This window comes from Undibacterium sp. Dicai25W, from assembly GCF_049340505.1.
GTDB lineage: Bacteria > Pseudomonadota > Gammaproteobacteria > Burkholderiales > Burkholderiaceae_D > Undibacterium > Undibacterium jejuense.
The window spans coordinates 51,050-68,438 of record NZ_JBMPOQ010000008.1; the positions used below are offsets into that span (position 1 = coordinate 51,050).

The 17,389-nt window shown below is 49.3% G+C and carries 15 protein-coding genes; 6 read left to right on the forward strand and 9 right to left on the reverse strand.

The window, feature by feature from the left end; all coding sequences use genetic code 11:
• Nucleotides 1-12 precede the first annotated feature (12 nt).
• Nucleotides 13-1,419 carry a tRNA uridine-5-carboxymethylaminomethyl(34) synthesis GTPase MnmE gene (gene mnmE / locus ACO0KY_RS10960; RefSeq protein ID WP_423045993.1) on the forward strand — a complete coding sequence of 469 codons (1,407 nt, stop codon included), beginning with the start codon at nt 13-15 and terminating at the stop codon, nt 1,417-1,419.
• Nucleotides 1,420-1,963: 544 nt separating this feature from the next.
• On the opposite strand, the gene ACO0KY_RS10965 is transcribed toward mnmE, so the two are convergent.
• The 4 genes from ACO0KY_RS10965 to ACO0KY_RS10980 all read right to left on the reverse strand — a co-directional run bounded on the left by ACO0KY_RS10965 (nt 1,964) and on the right by ACO0KY_RS10980 (nt 5,338).
• Nucleotides 1,964-2,818 (reverse strand): hypothetical protein, encoded by an 855-nt coding sequence (locus ACO0KY_RS10965; RefSeq protein WP_423045995.1) that lies wholly within the window; start codon nt 2,816-2,818, stop codon nt 1,964-1,966.
• A gap of 14 nt (nt 2,819-2,832) precedes the next feature.
• On the reverse strand, nt 2,833-3,495 hold the full coding sequence (locus tag ACO0KY_RS10970) for a hypothetical protein (protein WP_423045997.1): 663 nt from the start codon (nt 3,493-3,495) through the stop codon (nt 2,833-2,835).
• A gap of 312 nt (nt 3,496-3,807) precedes the next feature.
• Nucleotides 3,808-4,167, reverse strand: coding sequence for an antibiotic biosynthesis monooxygenase family protein (locus tag ACO0KY_RS10975; protein ID WP_423045999.1), 360 nt, complete (start codon nt 4,165-4,167; stop codon nt 3,808-3,810).
• Nucleotides 4,148-5,338: a cytochrome P450 gene (locus ACO0KY_RS10980; RefSeq protein ID WP_423046001.1), complete on the reverse strand. Its 1,191-nt coding sequence runs from the start codon at nt 5,336-5,338 to the stop codon at nt 4,148-4,150. Before ACO0KY_RS10980 ends, ACO0KY_RS10975 begins: the two co-directional genes overlap by 20 nt.
• A gap of 79 nt (nt 5,339-5,417) precedes the next feature.
• Between ACO0KY_RS10980 and ACO0KY_RS10985 the strand changes: the two genes are divergently transcribed.
• The 3 genes from ACO0KY_RS10985 to ACO0KY_RS10995 all read left to right on the forward strand — a co-directional run bounded on the left by ACO0KY_RS10985 (nt 5,418) and on the right by ACO0KY_RS10995 (nt 8,032).
• Nucleotides 5,418-6,116, forward strand: a complete 699-nt coding sequence (locus tag ACO0KY_RS10985) for an ArsR/SmtB family transcription factor (protein ID WP_423046003.1) — start codon at nt 5,418-5,420, stop codon at nt 6,114-6,116.
• Nucleotides 6,117-6,317: 201 nt separating this feature from the next.
• The gene (locus tag ACO0KY_RS10990) at nt 6,318-7,109 is read left to right on the forward strand and encodes a class II glutamine amidotransferase (RefSeq protein ID WP_423046005.1); all 792 of its coding nucleotides are present in this window, start codon (nt 6,318-6,320) and stop codon (nt 7,107-7,109) included.
• The gene (locus tag ACO0KY_RS10995; RefSeq protein WP_423046007.1) at nt 7,106-8,032 is read left to right on the forward strand and encodes a LysR family transcriptional regulator; all 927 of its coding nucleotides are present in this window, start codon (nt 7,106-7,108) and stop codon (nt 8,030-8,032) included. The genes ACO0KY_RS10990 and ACO0KY_RS10995 overlap by 4 nt, the downstream gene beginning before the upstream one ends.
• A 139-nt stretch (nt 8,033-8,171) precedes the next feature.
• Here ACO0KY_RS10995 and ACO0KY_RS11000 read toward each other — a convergent pair whose 3' ends face one another.
• The 5 genes from ACO0KY_RS11000 to ACO0KY_RS11020 form a co-directional block, all read right to left on the reverse strand.
• Complete coding sequence (locus ACO0KY_RS11000; RefSeq protein WP_423046009.1) at nt 8,172-9,320, reverse strand: BMP family ABC transporter substrate-binding protein; 1,149 nt, start codon at nt 9,318-9,320, stop codon at nt 8,172-8,174.
• A gap of 85 nt (nt 9,321-9,405) precedes the next feature.
• On the reverse strand, nt 9,406-10,317 hold the full coding sequence (locus ACO0KY_RS11005; RefSeq protein WP_186912405.1) for an ABC transporter permease: 912 nt from the start codon (nt 10,315-10,317) through the stop codon (nt 9,406-9,408).
• Between the two features lie 5 nt (nt 10,318-10,322).
• Entirely contained in the window at nt 10,323-11,390 is a 1,068-nt protein-coding gene (locus ACO0KY_RS11010) for an ABC transporter permease (RefSeq protein ID WP_186912404.1), read from the reverse strand.
• Nucleotides 11,383-12,939 (reverse strand): ABC transporter ATP-binding protein, encoded by a 1,557-nt coding sequence (locus ACO0KY_RS11015; RefSeq protein WP_422993260.1) that lies wholly within the window; start codon nt 12,937-12,939, stop codon nt 11,383-11,385. Before ACO0KY_RS11015 ends, ACO0KY_RS11010 begins: the two co-directional genes overlap by 8 nt.
• Nucleotides 12,940-13,153: 214 nt before the next feature.
• On the reverse strand, nt 13,154-14,419 hold the full coding sequence (locus ACO0KY_RS11020; RefSeq protein WP_423046012.1) for a glycerate kinase type-2 family protein: 1,266 nt from the start codon (nt 14,417-14,419) through the stop codon (nt 13,154-13,156).
• 131 nt (nt 14,420-14,550) lie between these two features.
• Between ACO0KY_RS11020 and ACO0KY_RS11025 the strand changes: the two genes are divergently transcribed.
• Both ACO0KY_RS11025 and ACO0KY_RS11030 read left to right on the forward strand, forming a co-directional pair.
• Nucleotides 14,551-15,696, forward strand: coding sequence for a serine hydrolase domain-containing protein (locus tag ACO0KY_RS11025; RefSeq protein ID WP_423046014.1), 1,146 nt, complete (start codon nt 14,551-14,553; stop codon nt 15,694-15,696).
• Nucleotides 15,697-15,857: 161 nt separating this feature from the next.
• A complete protein-coding gene (locus ACO0KY_RS11030; RefSeq protein WP_423046016.1) occupies nt 15,858-17,297 on the forward strand; it encodes a metallophosphoesterase family protein in 1,440 nt (479 codons plus the stop codon).
• The last annotated feature ends 92 nt before the right edge of the window (nt 17,298-17,389 follow it).

Consider the following 17,389-nt stretch of genomic DNA (forward strand, 5'->3'; position numbering starts at 1 on the left):
GATAATTTGAACATGATCTACGACCCTATCCCCATCGCCGCCATCGCCACCGCCCCCGGACGCGGAGGTATTGGTGTGGTTCGCATCTCCGGTAAAAATCTGGCACCAGTCATGAGTGCCTTGTTTGGTGCAACCCAACTCAAACCACGCCATGCGAGTTACCTGCCATTTACACAGGAAGATGGCACCGTTATCGATCAAGGTATTGCGATTTATTTCAAAGCTCCACATTCCTACACCGGTGAAGATGTGCTGGAATTGCAAGGTCACGGTGGCCCGGTTGTGATGCAAATGCTGTTAAGCCGCTGCCTCGAAGCAGGTAAAGCATCGGGTTTGCGTTTGGCCGAACCGGGCGAATTTACCCAGCGTGCATTTTTAAATGACAAACTCGACCTCGCTCAGGCCGAAGCAGTATCGGATTTGATTGAAGCATCGACGGAAGCCGCGGCCAAATCCGCATCGCAATCGTTGTCTGGTGCGTTTTCAAAAGTCATTCATGATCTTGTCGACAAGGTTGTTCACCTGCGCATGCTGGTCGAAGCGACGCTGGATTTTCCTGAAGAAGAAATTGATTTTTTAGAAAAATCGAATGCGCGTGGTCAACTCAGCACCATACAAACGGCTTTGCAAAAAGTGTTTGACCAGGCTGCACAAGGCGCTTTGTTGCGTGCCGGTTTGAATATCGTTTTGGCTGGTCAGCCTAACGTTGGTAAATCTTCTTTGCTCAATGCACTGGCAGGCGATGATGTGGCGATTGTCACGCCGATTGCGGGAACCACACGTGATAAGGTCACCGAAACAATTCATATCGAAGGTATTCCGCTCAACATCATCGACACCGCTGGCATACGTCATGAACATGATGATGTAGAACCCGGCGGCATTTTGAATGTGATCGACACCGTAGAACGTATTGGTATCGAACGCACCTGGGCGGAAGTTGAAAAAGCGGATGTGATTTTACATTTGCTCGATGCCAGCCGTGGCCCGACGCGCGCCGATGAAGCGATTGTCGCGCGCTTCCCGGATGGTGTTCCGGTGATACGTGTCTGGAACAAAATCGACATCTCTGGTCACCACGCCAGTGTTGACCAGATGGAAGATGCGACCCACATTTATCTTTCAGCGCAAGACCATATCGGTATCGATTTACTGCGCACAGAATTGCTGCGCATCGCAGGTTGGGAACAAACTGGCGAATCTTTATACCTCGCCCGCGAACGCCACCTGATCGCCCTTAAACATGCGCACGAACATCTGCAAACCGCTGCAGAATACGCCGCGCAAAACGATCAGTCGCTGGATCTGTTTGCGGAAGAATTGCGCCTGACGCAGGACAGACTCAATAGCATCACCGGTGAGTTTTCTTCTGACGATTTGCTGGGCGTGATTTTCTCGCGGTTTTGTATTGGGAAATAAAGCGCGGCAAATCGTATTGTGTGGAGCGGGTACAATCTGCGCCTATCTTTGGGCGGCTGAAAATGGCGGGTTGCACGTATCCTACACGCTGTTATCCAAGTCAATCCTGATGCCACTCCTTTTTGCGTTAATTTTGAACCCTTTTTAATGTGTAAAACGATCGCTCTTCGTAGAGCCAAGCCGGGTGTGGCCCGGCAGCCACTTACTTTTCTTTGCTTCGCCAAAGCGAAGTAAGCAAAAGAAAGGCGACGCTGAGACTTTGCCCTGCGGGTGCCGTCACTGCGTGTCGGCAAAATTCGTGCGTAACGTAAAACGGGAAAGTGTCGAAACTTGCTGCGCTCAGACAACGACACTTTCTGATCCGTTTTCCGTGAAGCACGAATTGCTTTGTCTAACGCGGTGAAAATCAAAAGCGATATTGCCTTGGGTGCGGAGACTTAATCGTATCAGGGCGGGTTGCACCCGCCCTACGCAATGCGCAACCAAGAACAACGCTCCGCAAAACCTCGCTTGCGTATGTTTGGGCCGCATCATATTTTGAACATTACGGACAGACAAAGGTCAGCGTTTTTCTTCCTTTGTTTCCGGATGCGTCGGTAGCAGAAAAAGTAACGTAATACTTACGTCCGCTAACATTTTTCAACGTCACAGTTCGCACATCAGAGCCAACTTGAGCTTTAACGTCACCCTGGGGCAACTGCTTGTCTGATTTAACTGATTCTAAAATAATCGTCGGTGCTACATCATAGTTATCAGTTGCACTAACAGAAAAGCTGAGTATGCTGGTTGTCGGATCAGGATGTGTGACTTGTAAAATGGACGCCGAGACAGATGGAGGAGTGGTGTCGCCTTTTTTTATAGGAACAGTAACTATGTCGTCACCAATAGAAACGGTTGCATGACCTTTGACATATCCGGGGTCATCTTTTTCTAAGGTAATTGAAAATGTATCCCAAGTTTTACCCGGAGGTAATAAATTTGCTTGCTTTGTTGGAGTAGGCGTACCCGTTACATTTCCAGCTCTTGGATGAATTTGAAGTTCTTTATTACCCTCAATCCACTCAATTGAGAACTTCGGACTTTCGTCGGAATACCGAACTGCCGCGCCCCAACCGACGGGAGAACTTGTCTTGTCGGGCGAAAGCCAAAAAGACTTAGACAGGGAGGTTGGTGGTTCACTCAGTTCTACCGCTGGTGCATCTGGATTCCAGCCTATCGTCACGGCATTAATTGGTTTTGATCCGATATTTGTCACTTTATATTGATAAGTTACCAATCCACCACGGTGAAGTGGCCAGACTTCGACTGACACTGGAACGTCGGAACTAGCACTAGCTACATTGAGTCCACAGAAAGATAAAGAACAAGCCAGCACCGTCAAGGCGGTATATTTAATCATCATCTTATTAATCCTTAATGAGGTTCATACTGTACATGGTCGTTACTTACAGGTCTCGACATAGAGCATGCTGCAGCGGTCGTATCTGCAACAGCCTCTGGTACTCCTGATATATCGACAGCGTTTCCACTTGAATGCCGCGATGTTAAACCTGGTTGGTGAACCATGCGGTGTTGAGTAAATTCATTTTTAACGTTGAGTTTAGTTGTCGCACACGCTGCGGAGGAGTCATTTTTTAGAAGTTGCCATTTATCCCAAACTTCGCGCAAGTGATTTTGATATTCCTGAGGGCGGTAGCCTGAAGTCGGAAACGCTCGAGGAATACGCTGTTGAATGCATGTAAGTCCATTATTGACTGCGGAGCTAACGTTACCAAGGTCGGGAGAACGAGAAAACTCGCCATTCTCATATGCATCCGCTGCCGCTGTGACCGGAGCCAAGGGGGGAACTGAACATTTTGGCAGACAGTATCTTTCAATTCTGTCTGGCTCAGAGGTGCAAAAAAATGTCCCCATTCCCACTCTTGCGGTATTGGCAAGCGATTGGCATTCTGATGTTCCCGGGATTGCTCCCGTTGCTTTATAAAGTGGAAAGCATATTTCATCACCTTGATCGGCGTACGCAAAACTCGTACTCATTAAAGTATAAAACACGACGGCAATTTTATGTTTATTCATCGATAACATATCCTTTATTGTTTATTCTTTTAGTGCCCGGAAGAAACAACATCTCTGTTTAACTAAGATCAATCGTTTTATAATTTTTCAAATTAGCAACTATTTGAATTTGAGAATCGTAATTTGGAAGGCACTGATTTTCAACATAAACCGCGATTTCTAAAGTTTTTTTTGTTGCTAAAATCACCCATCCTAATCTCGTGATGTCAGGCACTCTGTGAGTGTTGTATAAGATAAAAAGAAGTTTTCAAATGAACAGAAGGCTGGGGCGGAACGGGTTGTAGCCAGTCTACATTACTGAAATTTATTCCTTCACGATTTCTCTCTATGACCATGAAAAAACTGACTATCATCAGGCGCTTGCTTTCTTTCATACATACCGTAGTCTCTATCTACGCTGGCAATACGTAGCCGGTATTGTGAGAATATTGAATCGCGTCCGGCACTTTGTGCAGCTCTGTGGTGTTCTGTATTTCGCCAGACTTTCACCGCATCTTCATCGCGCCAGAACGATAAAGATAATAACTTGTCGGTGGACTGCAAACTTTGAAAACGTTCAATCGAGATAAAGCCATCGATGGTACGCAATTCGTCAGCCAGACTGGCGGCGATACGTAGATAATCGGGACGATGCAGCTCTTCCATTTGCACTTCAAAAATGACGGCAATCATTCATTTTCCTTGGTAAAAATTCCGGCAGGCGACCATTCAACGAGCGCCGGTAGCGCCAGTTCAACTGCCCCCATGCAATGTGTTGAGCCAATAAAACTTCAATCGCGCTATGTGAAATCGCCAATGCGATCGCCGTTCCCGGGCAGGCATGACGACCAGAACCAAAGCTGTAAAGGCGATGATTTGCTCGCGCAATATCAAATTCAAGTGGCTGTACATGGATTGCCGGATCAATATTCGCCGCGGCTAGTAATAACAAGATTCTTTCTCCAGCACGCAGATGGATGCCCGCAACGACGGTATCCGAGATGACAAAGCGGCGTGTATTTTGAACAGGGGAATGCAAGCGGCATGCCTCAGTGACAAAAGCGGGAATTAATTTGGGCTGTTGCGATAATTGCTCGCGCTGATCAGGATATTGAATTAAGCAAGTCAGCGCGTTGCTGATCAATCCGCTACTTGCTTCATAGGTTTGGGATAACAAGCCAATCAGATTGCAGAGAATGGCATTTGCATTATTCCATCCTAGCTCTTTTGCCCTCGTTTGTATTTGCGCAATAAGGCTGTTCGGTTTTACAGTTTGCGTCTGTACCAACATATGGAATTCAGTGAGTAAAGTTTGTGCAGCTCTACTTGCGCTTTCAATCTCTGTCGTGCCGCTCAGTGGTGACAGGCAGAGCACAAATTGACTGATCGCATCAGTGATTAAAGGCAATGTCTTTGGTTCAAAACTGAGCAGGCTTGCAACGGTGTACAGAGGTAAGCGTTGAGCAAAATGATTGAGTGCATTTGCCTCTTCAAAATTTAACTCTGACGCAAGTTTGCTCGCGAGCTGTTTGCTCGTTTGATGTAGCTGAATCGGTTCAAATACCCTCAGACACTGCTGCATAACCATTTTCCCACAATGATGGGCATCACCTTCGTTCATCCGAATTAACAAAGAAAAAACCTCGCCAGCGCTAGTTCCTTGTAGCGCCAATGGCACTGCCTCACCGATAGGACGCACGGTGCAATCGGGTGAGGCTAAAATTTCCTCTATGTCTTGTGCTCGCGCGGCAATCCAGAGTTGATGCTGCTTGTCGTAGGACAGACCTGGTTGTTTTAGTAAGTGACTATAAAATTCATTTGCAGTTGGATGGTAAGCCGCACTAAGTAAGTCCATGGTGTTCATCATTTTTCCTTTGGCATAATTCTTTTTCAGGTGCAGAATACGGACAAATGATCAATCACACTTCGTTGCCTATCAAACTATGGATGCAGATTTTGCCGACACCCGTTTAGCCCGACTGGCCGCCGCCATTGCAGAACCAGCGCGAGCGCGTATGTTATGCAGCTTGATGGATGGGCATGCGCGCACTGGCACAGAGTTGGCCGCAATCGCTGAGATAGGTACGTCAACCGCGAGCGTGCATCTGGCAAAACTCAAAGAGCAGCAATTGGTACAAGTGATTGCTCAGGGTAAACATCGTTACTACCAGCTTGGTAGCAGCGAAGTTGCTGCTGCGCTTGAATCTTTGCTGGCGATCGCTGGTGCACCGCAGCCACGTTTTAAACCCTCAACTCCGCCGCGCTTACGCCATGCGCGTACTTGTTACGATCATATGGCGGGAGAGCTGGCGGTGAAATTACATGATTCTTGCGTACAACAAATCTGGCTGGTCGGCGACCAGCAAGATAACAGCGTTTATGAATTAAGCCAGGCTGGTGAGCAGGCACTGACTAACTTGGGCATTGATGTTGATCTGACGCGCCAGTCGCGCCGCCGCTTTGCATGTACTTGCCTGGACTGGAGCGAACGGCGTCCGCATTTGGGTGGCGCTTTAGGCGCTGCCTTACTCGCGTTGAGTCTGAAGCATAAATGGCTGGAACGTGATCTCGATAGTCGTGCCCTGAGTCTGACGCGGGAGGGGAAAAAGCAGTTTCAAAGGCATTTTGCGATTGTTATTTGACGATCGAATGCCCTTGAGAACGCCATCAAGTAGGTCGGGTGCAGCCCGCGCGGATCTTTGTGCGGCTGAAAATGGCGGGTTGTACCTGCCCGACTGTACTGTGTTTTCGCTGATTTTTCTGTATGGCAAATATCAAAAACTAGCAGCAAAATCGTAGCTGCCTATGTTAAGGTATGGGCACTTATTTTTACGTTTTGCATCATGTGTCAATTACTTGGAATGAATTGCAACACCCCGACGGATATCGTGTTTAGTTTCACGGGGTTTTCTACGCGCGGCGGTTTAACCGACGAACATAAAGATGGCTGGGGTATCGCCTTTTTTGAAGGCAGTGGGGTGCGGCTGTTTGTCGATCATCAGCCTGCGGTCAGTTCTCCGGTGGCTGATTTGATTAAAAGTTATCCGATCAAGTCTAAAAACGTGATTGCCCACATCCGCAAAGCAACGCAAGGCGAAGTGATGCTGGAAAACTGTCATCCGTTTGTGCGTGAATGCTGGGGGCGTTATTGGGTGTTTGCACATAACGGTGACCTGAAGAATTTTGCACCTGCGCTCAATGGTAGTTTTTTACCGGTCGGCACCACGGATAGCGAGCTGGCGTTTTGTTATTTGTTGCAACAGATGCGTAGCCGCTTTGGCGAGGTGATACCAGGCATGCCGGAACTGGCAGATTTTATGCGTGAGATTACCGCAGAGATCGCTGCCTTTGGTACTTTCAATATGATGCTATCAAATGGTGAGGCGTTGTTTGCGCATTGTTCTACTAAATTGCATTACATCATCAGACAGTATCCTTTCCCTGTCGCCAATTTATCGGATGAACAAATGACAGTGGATTTCTCTCAGGTGACCACACCAAATGACAAAGTGGCTGTGATCGTGACGGAACCTTTAACCGATAATGAAACCTGGACCCAATTTGCACCGGGACAAATGACGGTGTTTGTTGATGGCGACTTGGTGCAGTTTGCATCTGCCGGAGGTGCAGCATGAGTTCACGTCTGGTTGATCAACTCGATACTAATTTATTGCGCGTGTTGCATACCTTGCTGACGGAACGCAGCGTGACCCGCACCGCCATGAAGCTGGGGCAATCGCAACCAGCGATTAGCAATATGCTCAAACGTTTGCGCGACATCACGGGAGACGCGATTCTGGTGCGTGGCAAAAACGGGATGACGCCAACCCAGCGTGGTCAGGAATTATTGCTGCTGGCGCGTCAGGGTCTGGGTGTGATGGAAAACATTGCCAGCCCGGCACCTGCTTTTGTGGCTGCGACTACACAACGGGTATTTCACCTTGGTGCTCCAGACTATCTGAGCGTGTTGTTGATCCCTATGGTGATGGAAAAAGTGCGTGAACTGGCGCCGAATGCAGGTCTGGTGATCCATGCGTTGAACGCCGGATTTGACTATGCAGCGGCACTGGAAACTGGTGAGCTTGATTGCGTGATTGGTAATTGGCCAGACCTGCCACAGCATCTCCACATTGCGCAGCTATTTGAAGATGAAGTCGTGTGCATGGTGAACCGCAAACATCCGGTCGTCAGCAAAGGTTTATCGCTGAAATACTATCTGGAAATGTCGCATCTGGCACCAACACCGTACATGATCGGACACCGCAGTATTATTGATGGCACACTCGCTGAGCAAGGATTGAAGCGCAAGATTCAAATGACGATTCCTTACTTTGGTATGGTGCCGTATGTGTTGTCGAAGACCGATCTGGTGTTCACGACCAGCCGCAGCTTTGCGGTGCAATGCGCAAAAGACTGGCCAATCGAAGTGTTGCCTATGCCTATCCCTATGCCAAAAATGCAGTTCTTCATGCTCTGGCACGAGCGTGTGCATGCGGCGGCAGAAGTGCAGTGGTTGCGTAAAATTGTGGCAGAAGCTGCGGGTGAAGTTTACGCATAAGGTTGATGCAAGAAAATCAGGGCCCAATCTGATTGTTATCGATTGCAATCAAATAAAAAAACCTCGCTGCTTCATCATCTGAAGCGCGAGGTTTTTACTTTGTAAAACGGCTTAGTTCGTTCAGCAATGCGTCCAGAAATTAACCTGGTACTTTACCTTCTACGCCTTCGACGTAGAATTTAATTTCATGCAGGAATTTGTCGTCAGCAACGACATCTTTACCCAACACTTCTTTACCAGTATTGTCTTTCAGCGGGCCTTTCCAGATCGGTGCTGTGCCGTCGATTACGCCTTGACGTTTTTCGGCGATGAGTTTTTTCACATCGTCAGACAAAGTCGCGTTGAAGTACTTTAGATCGATCATGTTTTCTTTAAGACCCCACCAGGTGGAACCTGATTTCCATTTGCCGTCCATGACATCGCCAATGCGCTGGATATAGTAGCCGCTCCAGTCGATCGTCGATGCTGCAACGTGGGCTTTAGGACCGAATTTGGTCATGTCGCTGTCCCAGCCAAACGCCAATACATTTTTTTCTTCAGCAGTCTGTACGACGGCTGCGGAATCAGTGTTTTGCATCAACACATCGACGCCCTGACCAACCAAAGTGGTGGCCGCTTCACGTTCTTTGCCCGGATCAAACCATTTGTTCACCCACACGACTTTGGTTGTGGCTTTTGGATTCACGCTGCGTGCGCCGAGTTCAAACGAGTTGATATTGCGCAGCACTTCTGGAATAGGTACAGAAGCGACGATACCCAATTTGCCAGATTTGCTGAGCTTACCAGCCGCAACACCAGCGAGGTAAGCACCTTCGTAAGTGCGAACGTCGTATTGCGCTAAGTTGTCGGCGGTTTTGTAGCCAGTGGCGTGTTCAAATTTGACGTCAGGGAAATCTTTAGCGACTTTCAACATCGCTTCCATGTAGCCAAAGGTGGTACCGAAAATGACTTTGTTACCTTGGTTTGCCAGATCGCGGATCACGCGTTCTGCATCAGCGGCGCTTTCAGGAACGTTTTCGACAAACGTGGTTTTGACTTTGTCACCGAATTTGGCTTCGACCAGTTTGCGCGCAGCATCATGCGCAAACGTCCAGCCTGCGTCACCGACGGGGCCAACGTAAATAAAGCCAACTTTTAATGGTTCAGCAGCGGCAGCCGGTGCTGCAGCAGCACTAGCCGGAGCAGCGGCGACTTCTGGTTTGGCTTCTTCTTTTTTACCGCAAGCTGCCAGACCAAGGGCGGCTAGCGAGATTGCTGCGACCAGGGTTTTTCTACGGGAAATTTTCATCATCAGTTTCCTTCGGTGAACAAAAAATGGTTTTTAAACTTTAATTTAATTTCTAACACTTGCTGTAAAACACCTGCGTTGCAAATCAAGGACGGAATGGCTTACCCAGCGAGGCTGGCATATTTAAACGAATCCAATCCGGATTGCGTGAAATCAGTACCAAGACGACGATGGTTGCCACATACGGCAGCATAGACAAAATCTGGGAAGGAATCGCAATGCCGATTGACTGGAAATAAAACTGCAATATCGTCACGCTACCGAATAGCAATGCACCGAGCAAGACTCGTGCCGGACGCCAGGTCGCAAAAGTGGTCAGCGCCAAAGCGATCCAGCCACGTCCCGCAACTAGGCCTTCTACCCACATTGGCGTGTAGACGATGGACAAATACGCACCAGCAATCCCGCAGCATGCACCACTAAACAGCAGCGCTACATAACGGATTTTACGAACCGGATAACCCAACGCATGTGCGGATTCTGGCGATTCACCAATGGCACGTAAGACCAGGCCGGCACGGGTGCGATACAAAAACCAGATGATGCCAGCACACAACGCCAGGCTGAAATACACGGCCCAATGCTGATCAAATAAGGCTTTGCCAAAAAATGGGATCTCCGCCAGGAACGGTATGCCGTGGCTACCTGGCGCCAAAGATTGACCAACAAAGGACTGACCGATAAACGCCGAAAGACCCGCGCCAAAGATCGACAACGCCAGACCGGTGGCGACCTGATTGGTGGCCAGTACCAATGCCAGCCACGCAAACAAGCTGGCCATCAACATGCCTGCAACGGCACCCGCTAAAAAGCCAAGTGCCGGTACATTGGTTTGATGGGCGACGGCAAAGCCAACAATGGCGGCGACCAACATCATGCCTTCCGCACCCAGATTGAGCACACCTGCACGTTCATTGATCAGCAAGCCAAGGGCGGCGATCAGCAATGGTGTACCAGAATTGATGGAGGCGGCGATAAGAGCTGCAAAATTTTCCATAATACTTATTTCTTCCAACGAAGGCGGTAATTAATCAGCGTGTCGCAAGCCAACAGCAAAAACAGCAACATGCCTTGAAACAGACCGGTAATGGCAGAAGGCAAACCAAGGCGCGATTGCGCTAATTCACCACCGAGATAAAACAGCGACAACACCAGACCACCCAAAATACTGCCGATCGGATTCAGACGCCCGATAAACGCGACAATAATCGCCGCAAAACCATAGCCAGGTGAAATCGAAGGCAGCACCTGACCAATAGGACCCGCCACTTCAAACGCACCCGCCATACCGGCAAAACCACCGGAGATCAGCAAGGATGTCCATAAGGCTTTACGACTCGAAAAACCAGCATAACGCGCTGCCAGTGGTGCCAGCCCGCCGACCGTTAAGCGATAACCGGCAAAGCTGCGATACACAAACACCGCCATCACTGCACTGGCAATCAACATCACCACAAAGCCAATATGCAAGCGGCTGCCAGCCATTAAATGTGGCAACAGATACTCGCTGGAAAACACTTTGGATTGCGGGAAATTCATGCCATTCGGATCTTTTAGCGGACCATTGACCGCATACATCAACAACAATTGCGCGATGTAGGTCAGCATCAGCGAGACCAGAATTTCATTAGCGTGAAATTTATCCTTCAACAGCGCAGTGATCGATGCCCACAAACTGCCACCGATGACACCAGCCAACGTGGCCAGCACCAATACCGTGCCGCCAGATAAGCCAGGCGTACCATTATCAAAAAACAAAATCGTTGAACCTGCTGCCAGACCACCCGCAATCAGTTGACCCTCCGCGCCGATATTCCAGACATTGGCGCGATAACAGACCGACAAACCAAGTGCGCATAACACCAGCGGCGTGGTTTTCATGAGCAATTCTGCAATCGCCGGGGCATTGCGGACGGGTTCAATTAAAAAGACTTGCAGACCGACGAGTGGATTTTTGCCCAAGGCCAAAAATACCAGACCACCAAAAAATATCGTCAGCGCCAAGGCCAGAACGGGCGACAAATACGCCATATTGCGCGACGACGCAGCGCGTAATTCCAGCTTAAGCATAAGCGACCCCTGTATTTCTGGTCGCGTTCACGTCCCATAAACCACTCATCCACAATCCTATCTGTTCTCTGCTGGCCAATTCAGTCGCAATGGATGGCGACAAACGGCCTTTGGCGATCACATGCATGCGATCACATAATTCAAACAATTCGTCGAGTTCTTCAGAAATCACTAACACCGCGCAACCCGCTTGTTTCAGTTTGCGGATTTCTGCATGAATTTGTGCTGCGGCACCGACGTCCACGCCCCAGGTAGGCTGAGCAACGATGAAGACTTCCGGTTCACGCATGATTTCCCGACCGACAATAAATTTCTGCAAATTGCCACCCGACAAGCTGCGCGCCAGGGCTGCAGGGCCGGAGGCTTTCACACGGAAACGGCTGATGATGTCGCTCGCAGCTTGTATCGTGTGTTTGAAATTAATCATGCCATGCCGGACAAACGGTGCTTTTTGCTGCGACAGCAACATATTGTCGGTCAGGCTCAGTTCTGGCACGGCGCCGCGACCGAGGCGCTCTTCTGGTACCAGACTTTGTCCCAGGTCGCGTCGGGCGTTCGGGCCTCGGTTGCCGACTGGTTGGCCTTTTAGCGTAATCATTTTGGCTGCCGGACGACGGTCTTCGCCGGACAAGGCGGCTAACAATTCTTGTTGTCCATTGCCTGAAACACCTGCGATACCAACGATTTCTCCGGCAAATAATTCCAGATTGATATCGTCGAGTGCGGTTGCAAACGCATGCGCTTTGGGTAGTGTCAGTTGTTGTATGCGCAATTTTGATGCGCCAGTCTGACTCGTTTTATCTGGGGTGTGCTGTGGAATCGTATCGCCGATCATGAGGCGCGACAGGCTGGCGGCAGTTTCTTGCGCCGGATCACAATGCCCGGTCACTTTGCCCATACGCATCACGGTCGCTGAGTGGCAGAGTTCGCGGATTTCATCGAGTTTGTGACTAATGTACAAAATGCTGCATCCTTCAGCGGCAATTTTGCGCAAGGTCACGAAGAGTTTTTGTACTGCCTGGGGAGTCAGAACCGAGGTCGGTTCGTCAAGGATCAACAATTGCGGATGGGTGAGGAGGGCGCGAACAATCTCTACACGCTGTCGCTCACCGACGGATAAGGTATGCACATGGCGATGCGGTTCCAGTTCCAGACCGTAATTCGCGCCGGTTTGACGAATTTGCTCTGCCAGTTCATCCATATCGACACCAGCATCCAGACCGAGTGCAATATTTTCTGTGACTGTGAGCGTGTCAAACAACGAAAAATGCTGAAATACCATAGAGATGCCGAGTTTGCGCGCATCTTGTGGATTGGCAATGTTGACCTCTTGACCATTCCAGAGCATGCGACCAGAATCGGGTTTGACAGCACCAAAAATAATTTTCATTAACGTGGATTTGCCAGCACCATTTTCGCCTAACACCGCATGGATTTCACCAGGGGCAACGCTGAGATGAATATGGTCGTTGGCGACTACCGCGGGGTAGCTTTTGCAAATATCAGCGAGCGCTAATCTGGGCAATATCGGTGAAGCAGTAGAAGTCACGTGTACCTTTCCAACATGTATATCAGCGCTCAATGCGAGATGGAGCGCTTAAAATAAGCCTGAGGGCAGCAGAAAAAACCTGATCCCTTGAAGCAAGATGACCAGCATAAAAACAGCGACAACAACTCAGGTTAGGGAGATTGCAGCGCGGACATCATCATGAAATAGGCATGTTGAGTATTCAGGCAGCATTATAAATCCCCTTGGGGTAGATTCACAAAACCAAAATTGCTCTGAAATCATTCACGTTGGTGCGGGTGGGGCCGCTAATGATTAAATTTTCTAATGTTGAGAAAAACGTATAAGCATCGTTGTTTTCCAACATCGTTTTTGGATATAAATCATTTTCACTCGCGCGCCGCAATGATCCGGGGTCGCAAACCGCGCCGGCATTGTCTTCTGAGCCATCAATACCATCGGTATCACAGGCCAGTGCATAGATGTCAGGATGACCATCTAAGGCGACCACCAGACTCAATAAAAATTCTGCATTACGCCCGCCGCGACCATTACCGCGCACGGTGACCGTGGTTTCTCCACCTGAAAGTATCACGCACGGCTTTTGAAAAGGTTGACCGTTTTTGGCAACTTGCCGGGCAATCGCTGCATGCATGACGCCGATATCGCGCGCCTCGCCTTCTATGCCGTCAGACAAAATATGAGCCGTCATACCCACCTCGCCTGCGGCATACGCTGCGGCGTCTAAAGCGTGTTGAGCGGTCGCGATGATGTGGTGGCTATGGCGGGCAAAACGCGGGTCGTTGGAATCGGGTGTTTCGCCACGACCTGATTGTAAATGTTCAACAATATTCGCCGGAACAGCGATCGCATATTTTTGTAAAATCGCTAAGGCATCGGCGCATGTGCTGTCATCCGGTAGCGTTGGCCCACTAGCGATGATATTCGCATCATCACCTGGTACATCGGAGATCAGCAAAGTCACGACCCGCGCCGGAGCGCACGCCAGTCCAAGGCGTCCGCCTTTGATTGCTGATAAATGTTTGCGTACGCAATTCATTTCATCAATCGCTGCGCCACTTTTGAGCAGGGCTTTGTTGATGGCTTGCTTTTGTTCTAAGCTAATCCCTTCCGCTGGCAAAGCCAGCAGCGCCGAACCACCGCCAGAAATCAGACACAGAACCAAATCATCCTCACTTAAACCTTGTACCATTTTCAAGATACGCTGCGCTGCTTGTTGTCCGGCGACATCTGGGACAGGATGCGCTGCTTCGATCACTTCGATATGCTGGCATGCTGCGCCGTGACCATAGCGTGTGACCACCAGGCCGGACAAAGCTCCGTGCCAATGTTGCTCCACCGTGCGTGCCATCGCCGCGGCGGCTTTGCCAGCCCCAATCACAATGGTGCGCCCTTTGGGTGGCGGTGGTAAAAACGCAGGCAAACATTTGTCGGCACTGACGGCATCGACAGCGGTCTGGTAGAGAGAAAGCAAAAAATCACGGGGCGAAGAAATGGTCATGGTGGCAGAGTAGTAAGATAGCGACTTGAATAAAAAAGCAGAGTCCGGGCAACAATGATTCAAGCTGTTGCCGCATTTTAAAATTGATCATAAACGATATGACTTACGATTTCAGTGAAGTAAATTCATCAATGCAAAAATACGTCGATCGTCAGATACTGGCCGGCGTATCAACCGCGGTGCTGGTGGGGCAAGATCTGGTGCACCAACATTGTGTTGGGTGGGCGGATAAAGAAAATGACATTGCCTTACGTGATGATCATTTGTTCAGGGTATTTTCAAATACGAAACTGATCACGTCGATCGCCATTCTGATCTTGATGGATGATGGCAAGCTGGCGCTGGATGATGCGGTTGAGAAATACTTACCGCAACTCGGAAACCGCCGCGTCTTAAAGCCGCATGCGACCAGTCTGGACGATACCGAACCTGCACGTTCGTCTATCACCATCCGTCAGTTACTGAACCATACTTCCGGTTTGAGTTATGGTTTGTTAGACCATGGCAGCATGATGTACAAAGCGTATAACGAGCGCAAAGTCTTAAATGCATTTCAAACACTGGAAGAAATGATTACCGTGTTGGAACCTCTGCCTTTAAGTTTTCATCCGGGCACAGCGTGGCAATATTCGATTGCGACCGATGTCTTATCGCGGGTTGTTGAAGTGGTCAGTGGCAGAAATTTTGAACAATTTATTCGTCTGCGCATACTCAATCCTTTGGGCATGGATGACACCAGTTTCTTTGTGCCAGAAAGTAAGCAAGGCCGACTGACGGCTTACTACGCTGGCGCAGACCCTGAAAATATCTTAAAGCGTGGTTTGCGCCGTCTGGATAAATCACCCTACCCGGGCGCATTTGTGACGCCAGTGCCACGCCTGTCGGGTGGCGGTGGTCTGGTCTCCAGCATGCACGATATGCTGGCGCTGATGCGCAGCATGCTTCCTGGTGGTGACGCATTGTTAAAGCCAGAAACTTTACATCTGATGATGCAAAATCACTTGCCTGCCGGCACAGGCATTAGTTTTCCGGGCATAGGCGATGTACCAGGCAAGGGATTTGGCTACGGCGGTGCGGTCACTTTGCGACCGTCTTCGATCGATCCACAAGGATCGGAAGGCGAATTTGAATGGGGCGGCATCGCGGGTACACATTGGTGGATTTCACCGCGTCACCATATTGCTGGTGTGTTAATGACACAGCGGTTGATGAGCTTCTGGTATCCGTTTTCGTTTGATTTCAAGCGCCTGGCATATAAGGCGGTTGGCGCGAAATAAGAAAAATTTGCAGGATGGGTTGTACTTGACCTGCAATACCTTCATGGTGTTTTTAAGCCAGGTTTAATTTTCCAGCCATGCTCCTCGCATACCATGGCGCCTGCAATTGAACCTCACTACTTTTTGGTCACTACAGAACTTCACTCATTAGGAGAAGTAAATTGAAACAACAATGGATGCGTCGCCTTGCGCTGATGAGCAGCATTATCGGTCTGGCCGCGTGTAGCAGCTTGGCGACGAAGCAGGTAGTACCTGTCAGCGTCAAAAATAAAAGTCCTTCTTTGCAGGCCTCCTGGGTTGTGATGGGTGAGAATGGAGAAGCGATTGCGCGGGCAATTACCACTGATACCGTATGTCCGGCGTTGATGCAAGATGGCGTAGCGCAAACGATGTCGGTACGTGCAGCAGCGGCAACGGTCGCGCAGCGCAAAACGGCAAGTAAGCCCGATGCTTCTAAGCCTTCCGAGTTTCCAGTCCTGACTTGTGAAGCGCCTCTGTCTAAAACGACTAAAACCGCCAGCATTGCTGGCCACGATTTACCAGTGCCCAAAGCCGTGGTGCAGAAAATCGTCGTGGTCGGTGATAGTGGCTGCCGTTTAAAGGCGGCTGATAATTATTTTCAGCCATGTAATGACGGCGAAAAATGGGCGTTCCGTTCTATGGTAGAAACGGCGGCAAAATTTAAACCGGATCTCGTATTGCACGTTGGCGATTATCAATATCGCGAGAACTCATGTCCGGAAGGTCATCCTGAATGTGCGGGCAGTCCTTGGGGTTATGGTTGGGATACCTGGCAGGCAGATTTTTTCAGCCCGGCGCAAGCTTTATTGAATGCCGCTCCATGGGTGGTAGTACGTGGTAACCATGAAAGCTGCGTTCGCGCCGGACAAGGCTGGTGGCGCTTCATGGATCCACGCGCTTTGCAAGCGGGGCGTGATTGCAATCTGGATCAGGATGATATGACTGGCGATTACAGCGCACCGTATGCAGTTCCATTGGGTAGCGTCGGCGGTCAATCAGCACAATTCATTGTGTTTGATTCCTCTAAAGTGCCTTATAAAAATATCCCTAAAACAGATCCTTCGCATCAGATCTATCTGGATCAGATGAAAGCAGTCAATCAATTGGCAGAAAAAGCAGATTTTAATTTGTTCACCAATCATCATCCGATTCTCGGTTTAAGCGTAGAGAAGAAAGTCAGTGGTGGACTCGACGTCAAACCTGGTAATGGTGCTTTGCAAGACATCATGCAAGAAGTGAATCCGGCGCGTTTGTTTTCACCTAAAATCCAGGTCGCAATATCTGGCCACGTGCATTTGTTTGAAGCCTTAACTTTCTCGAACGATTATCCTACCCAGTTTGTGTCAGGCAACGGCGGGTCGTCATTGGATATCCCTTTGAAAACGCCGTTGGCTGCTGGCGTAACTCCTTATCCAGCGGCGCAACTGGCGCATTTTAGTAATTCCAATGACGTTGGTTTTATGACTCTCGAACGCCAGCCAAATTACTGGAAAGTTCAGGCCTGGAATAAAAATGGTCAGCTGATGACCGAATGCCGAATGCAAGAAAAAAGCACGCAATGTCATCACGTTGCTGAATAAATAAACACCTCGCTAATCGTATTTTTATCAACGGAGCCACAGGGCTCCGTTTTTTATGAAAATTGAAATTTTGATGAAAATTAAGAATATTG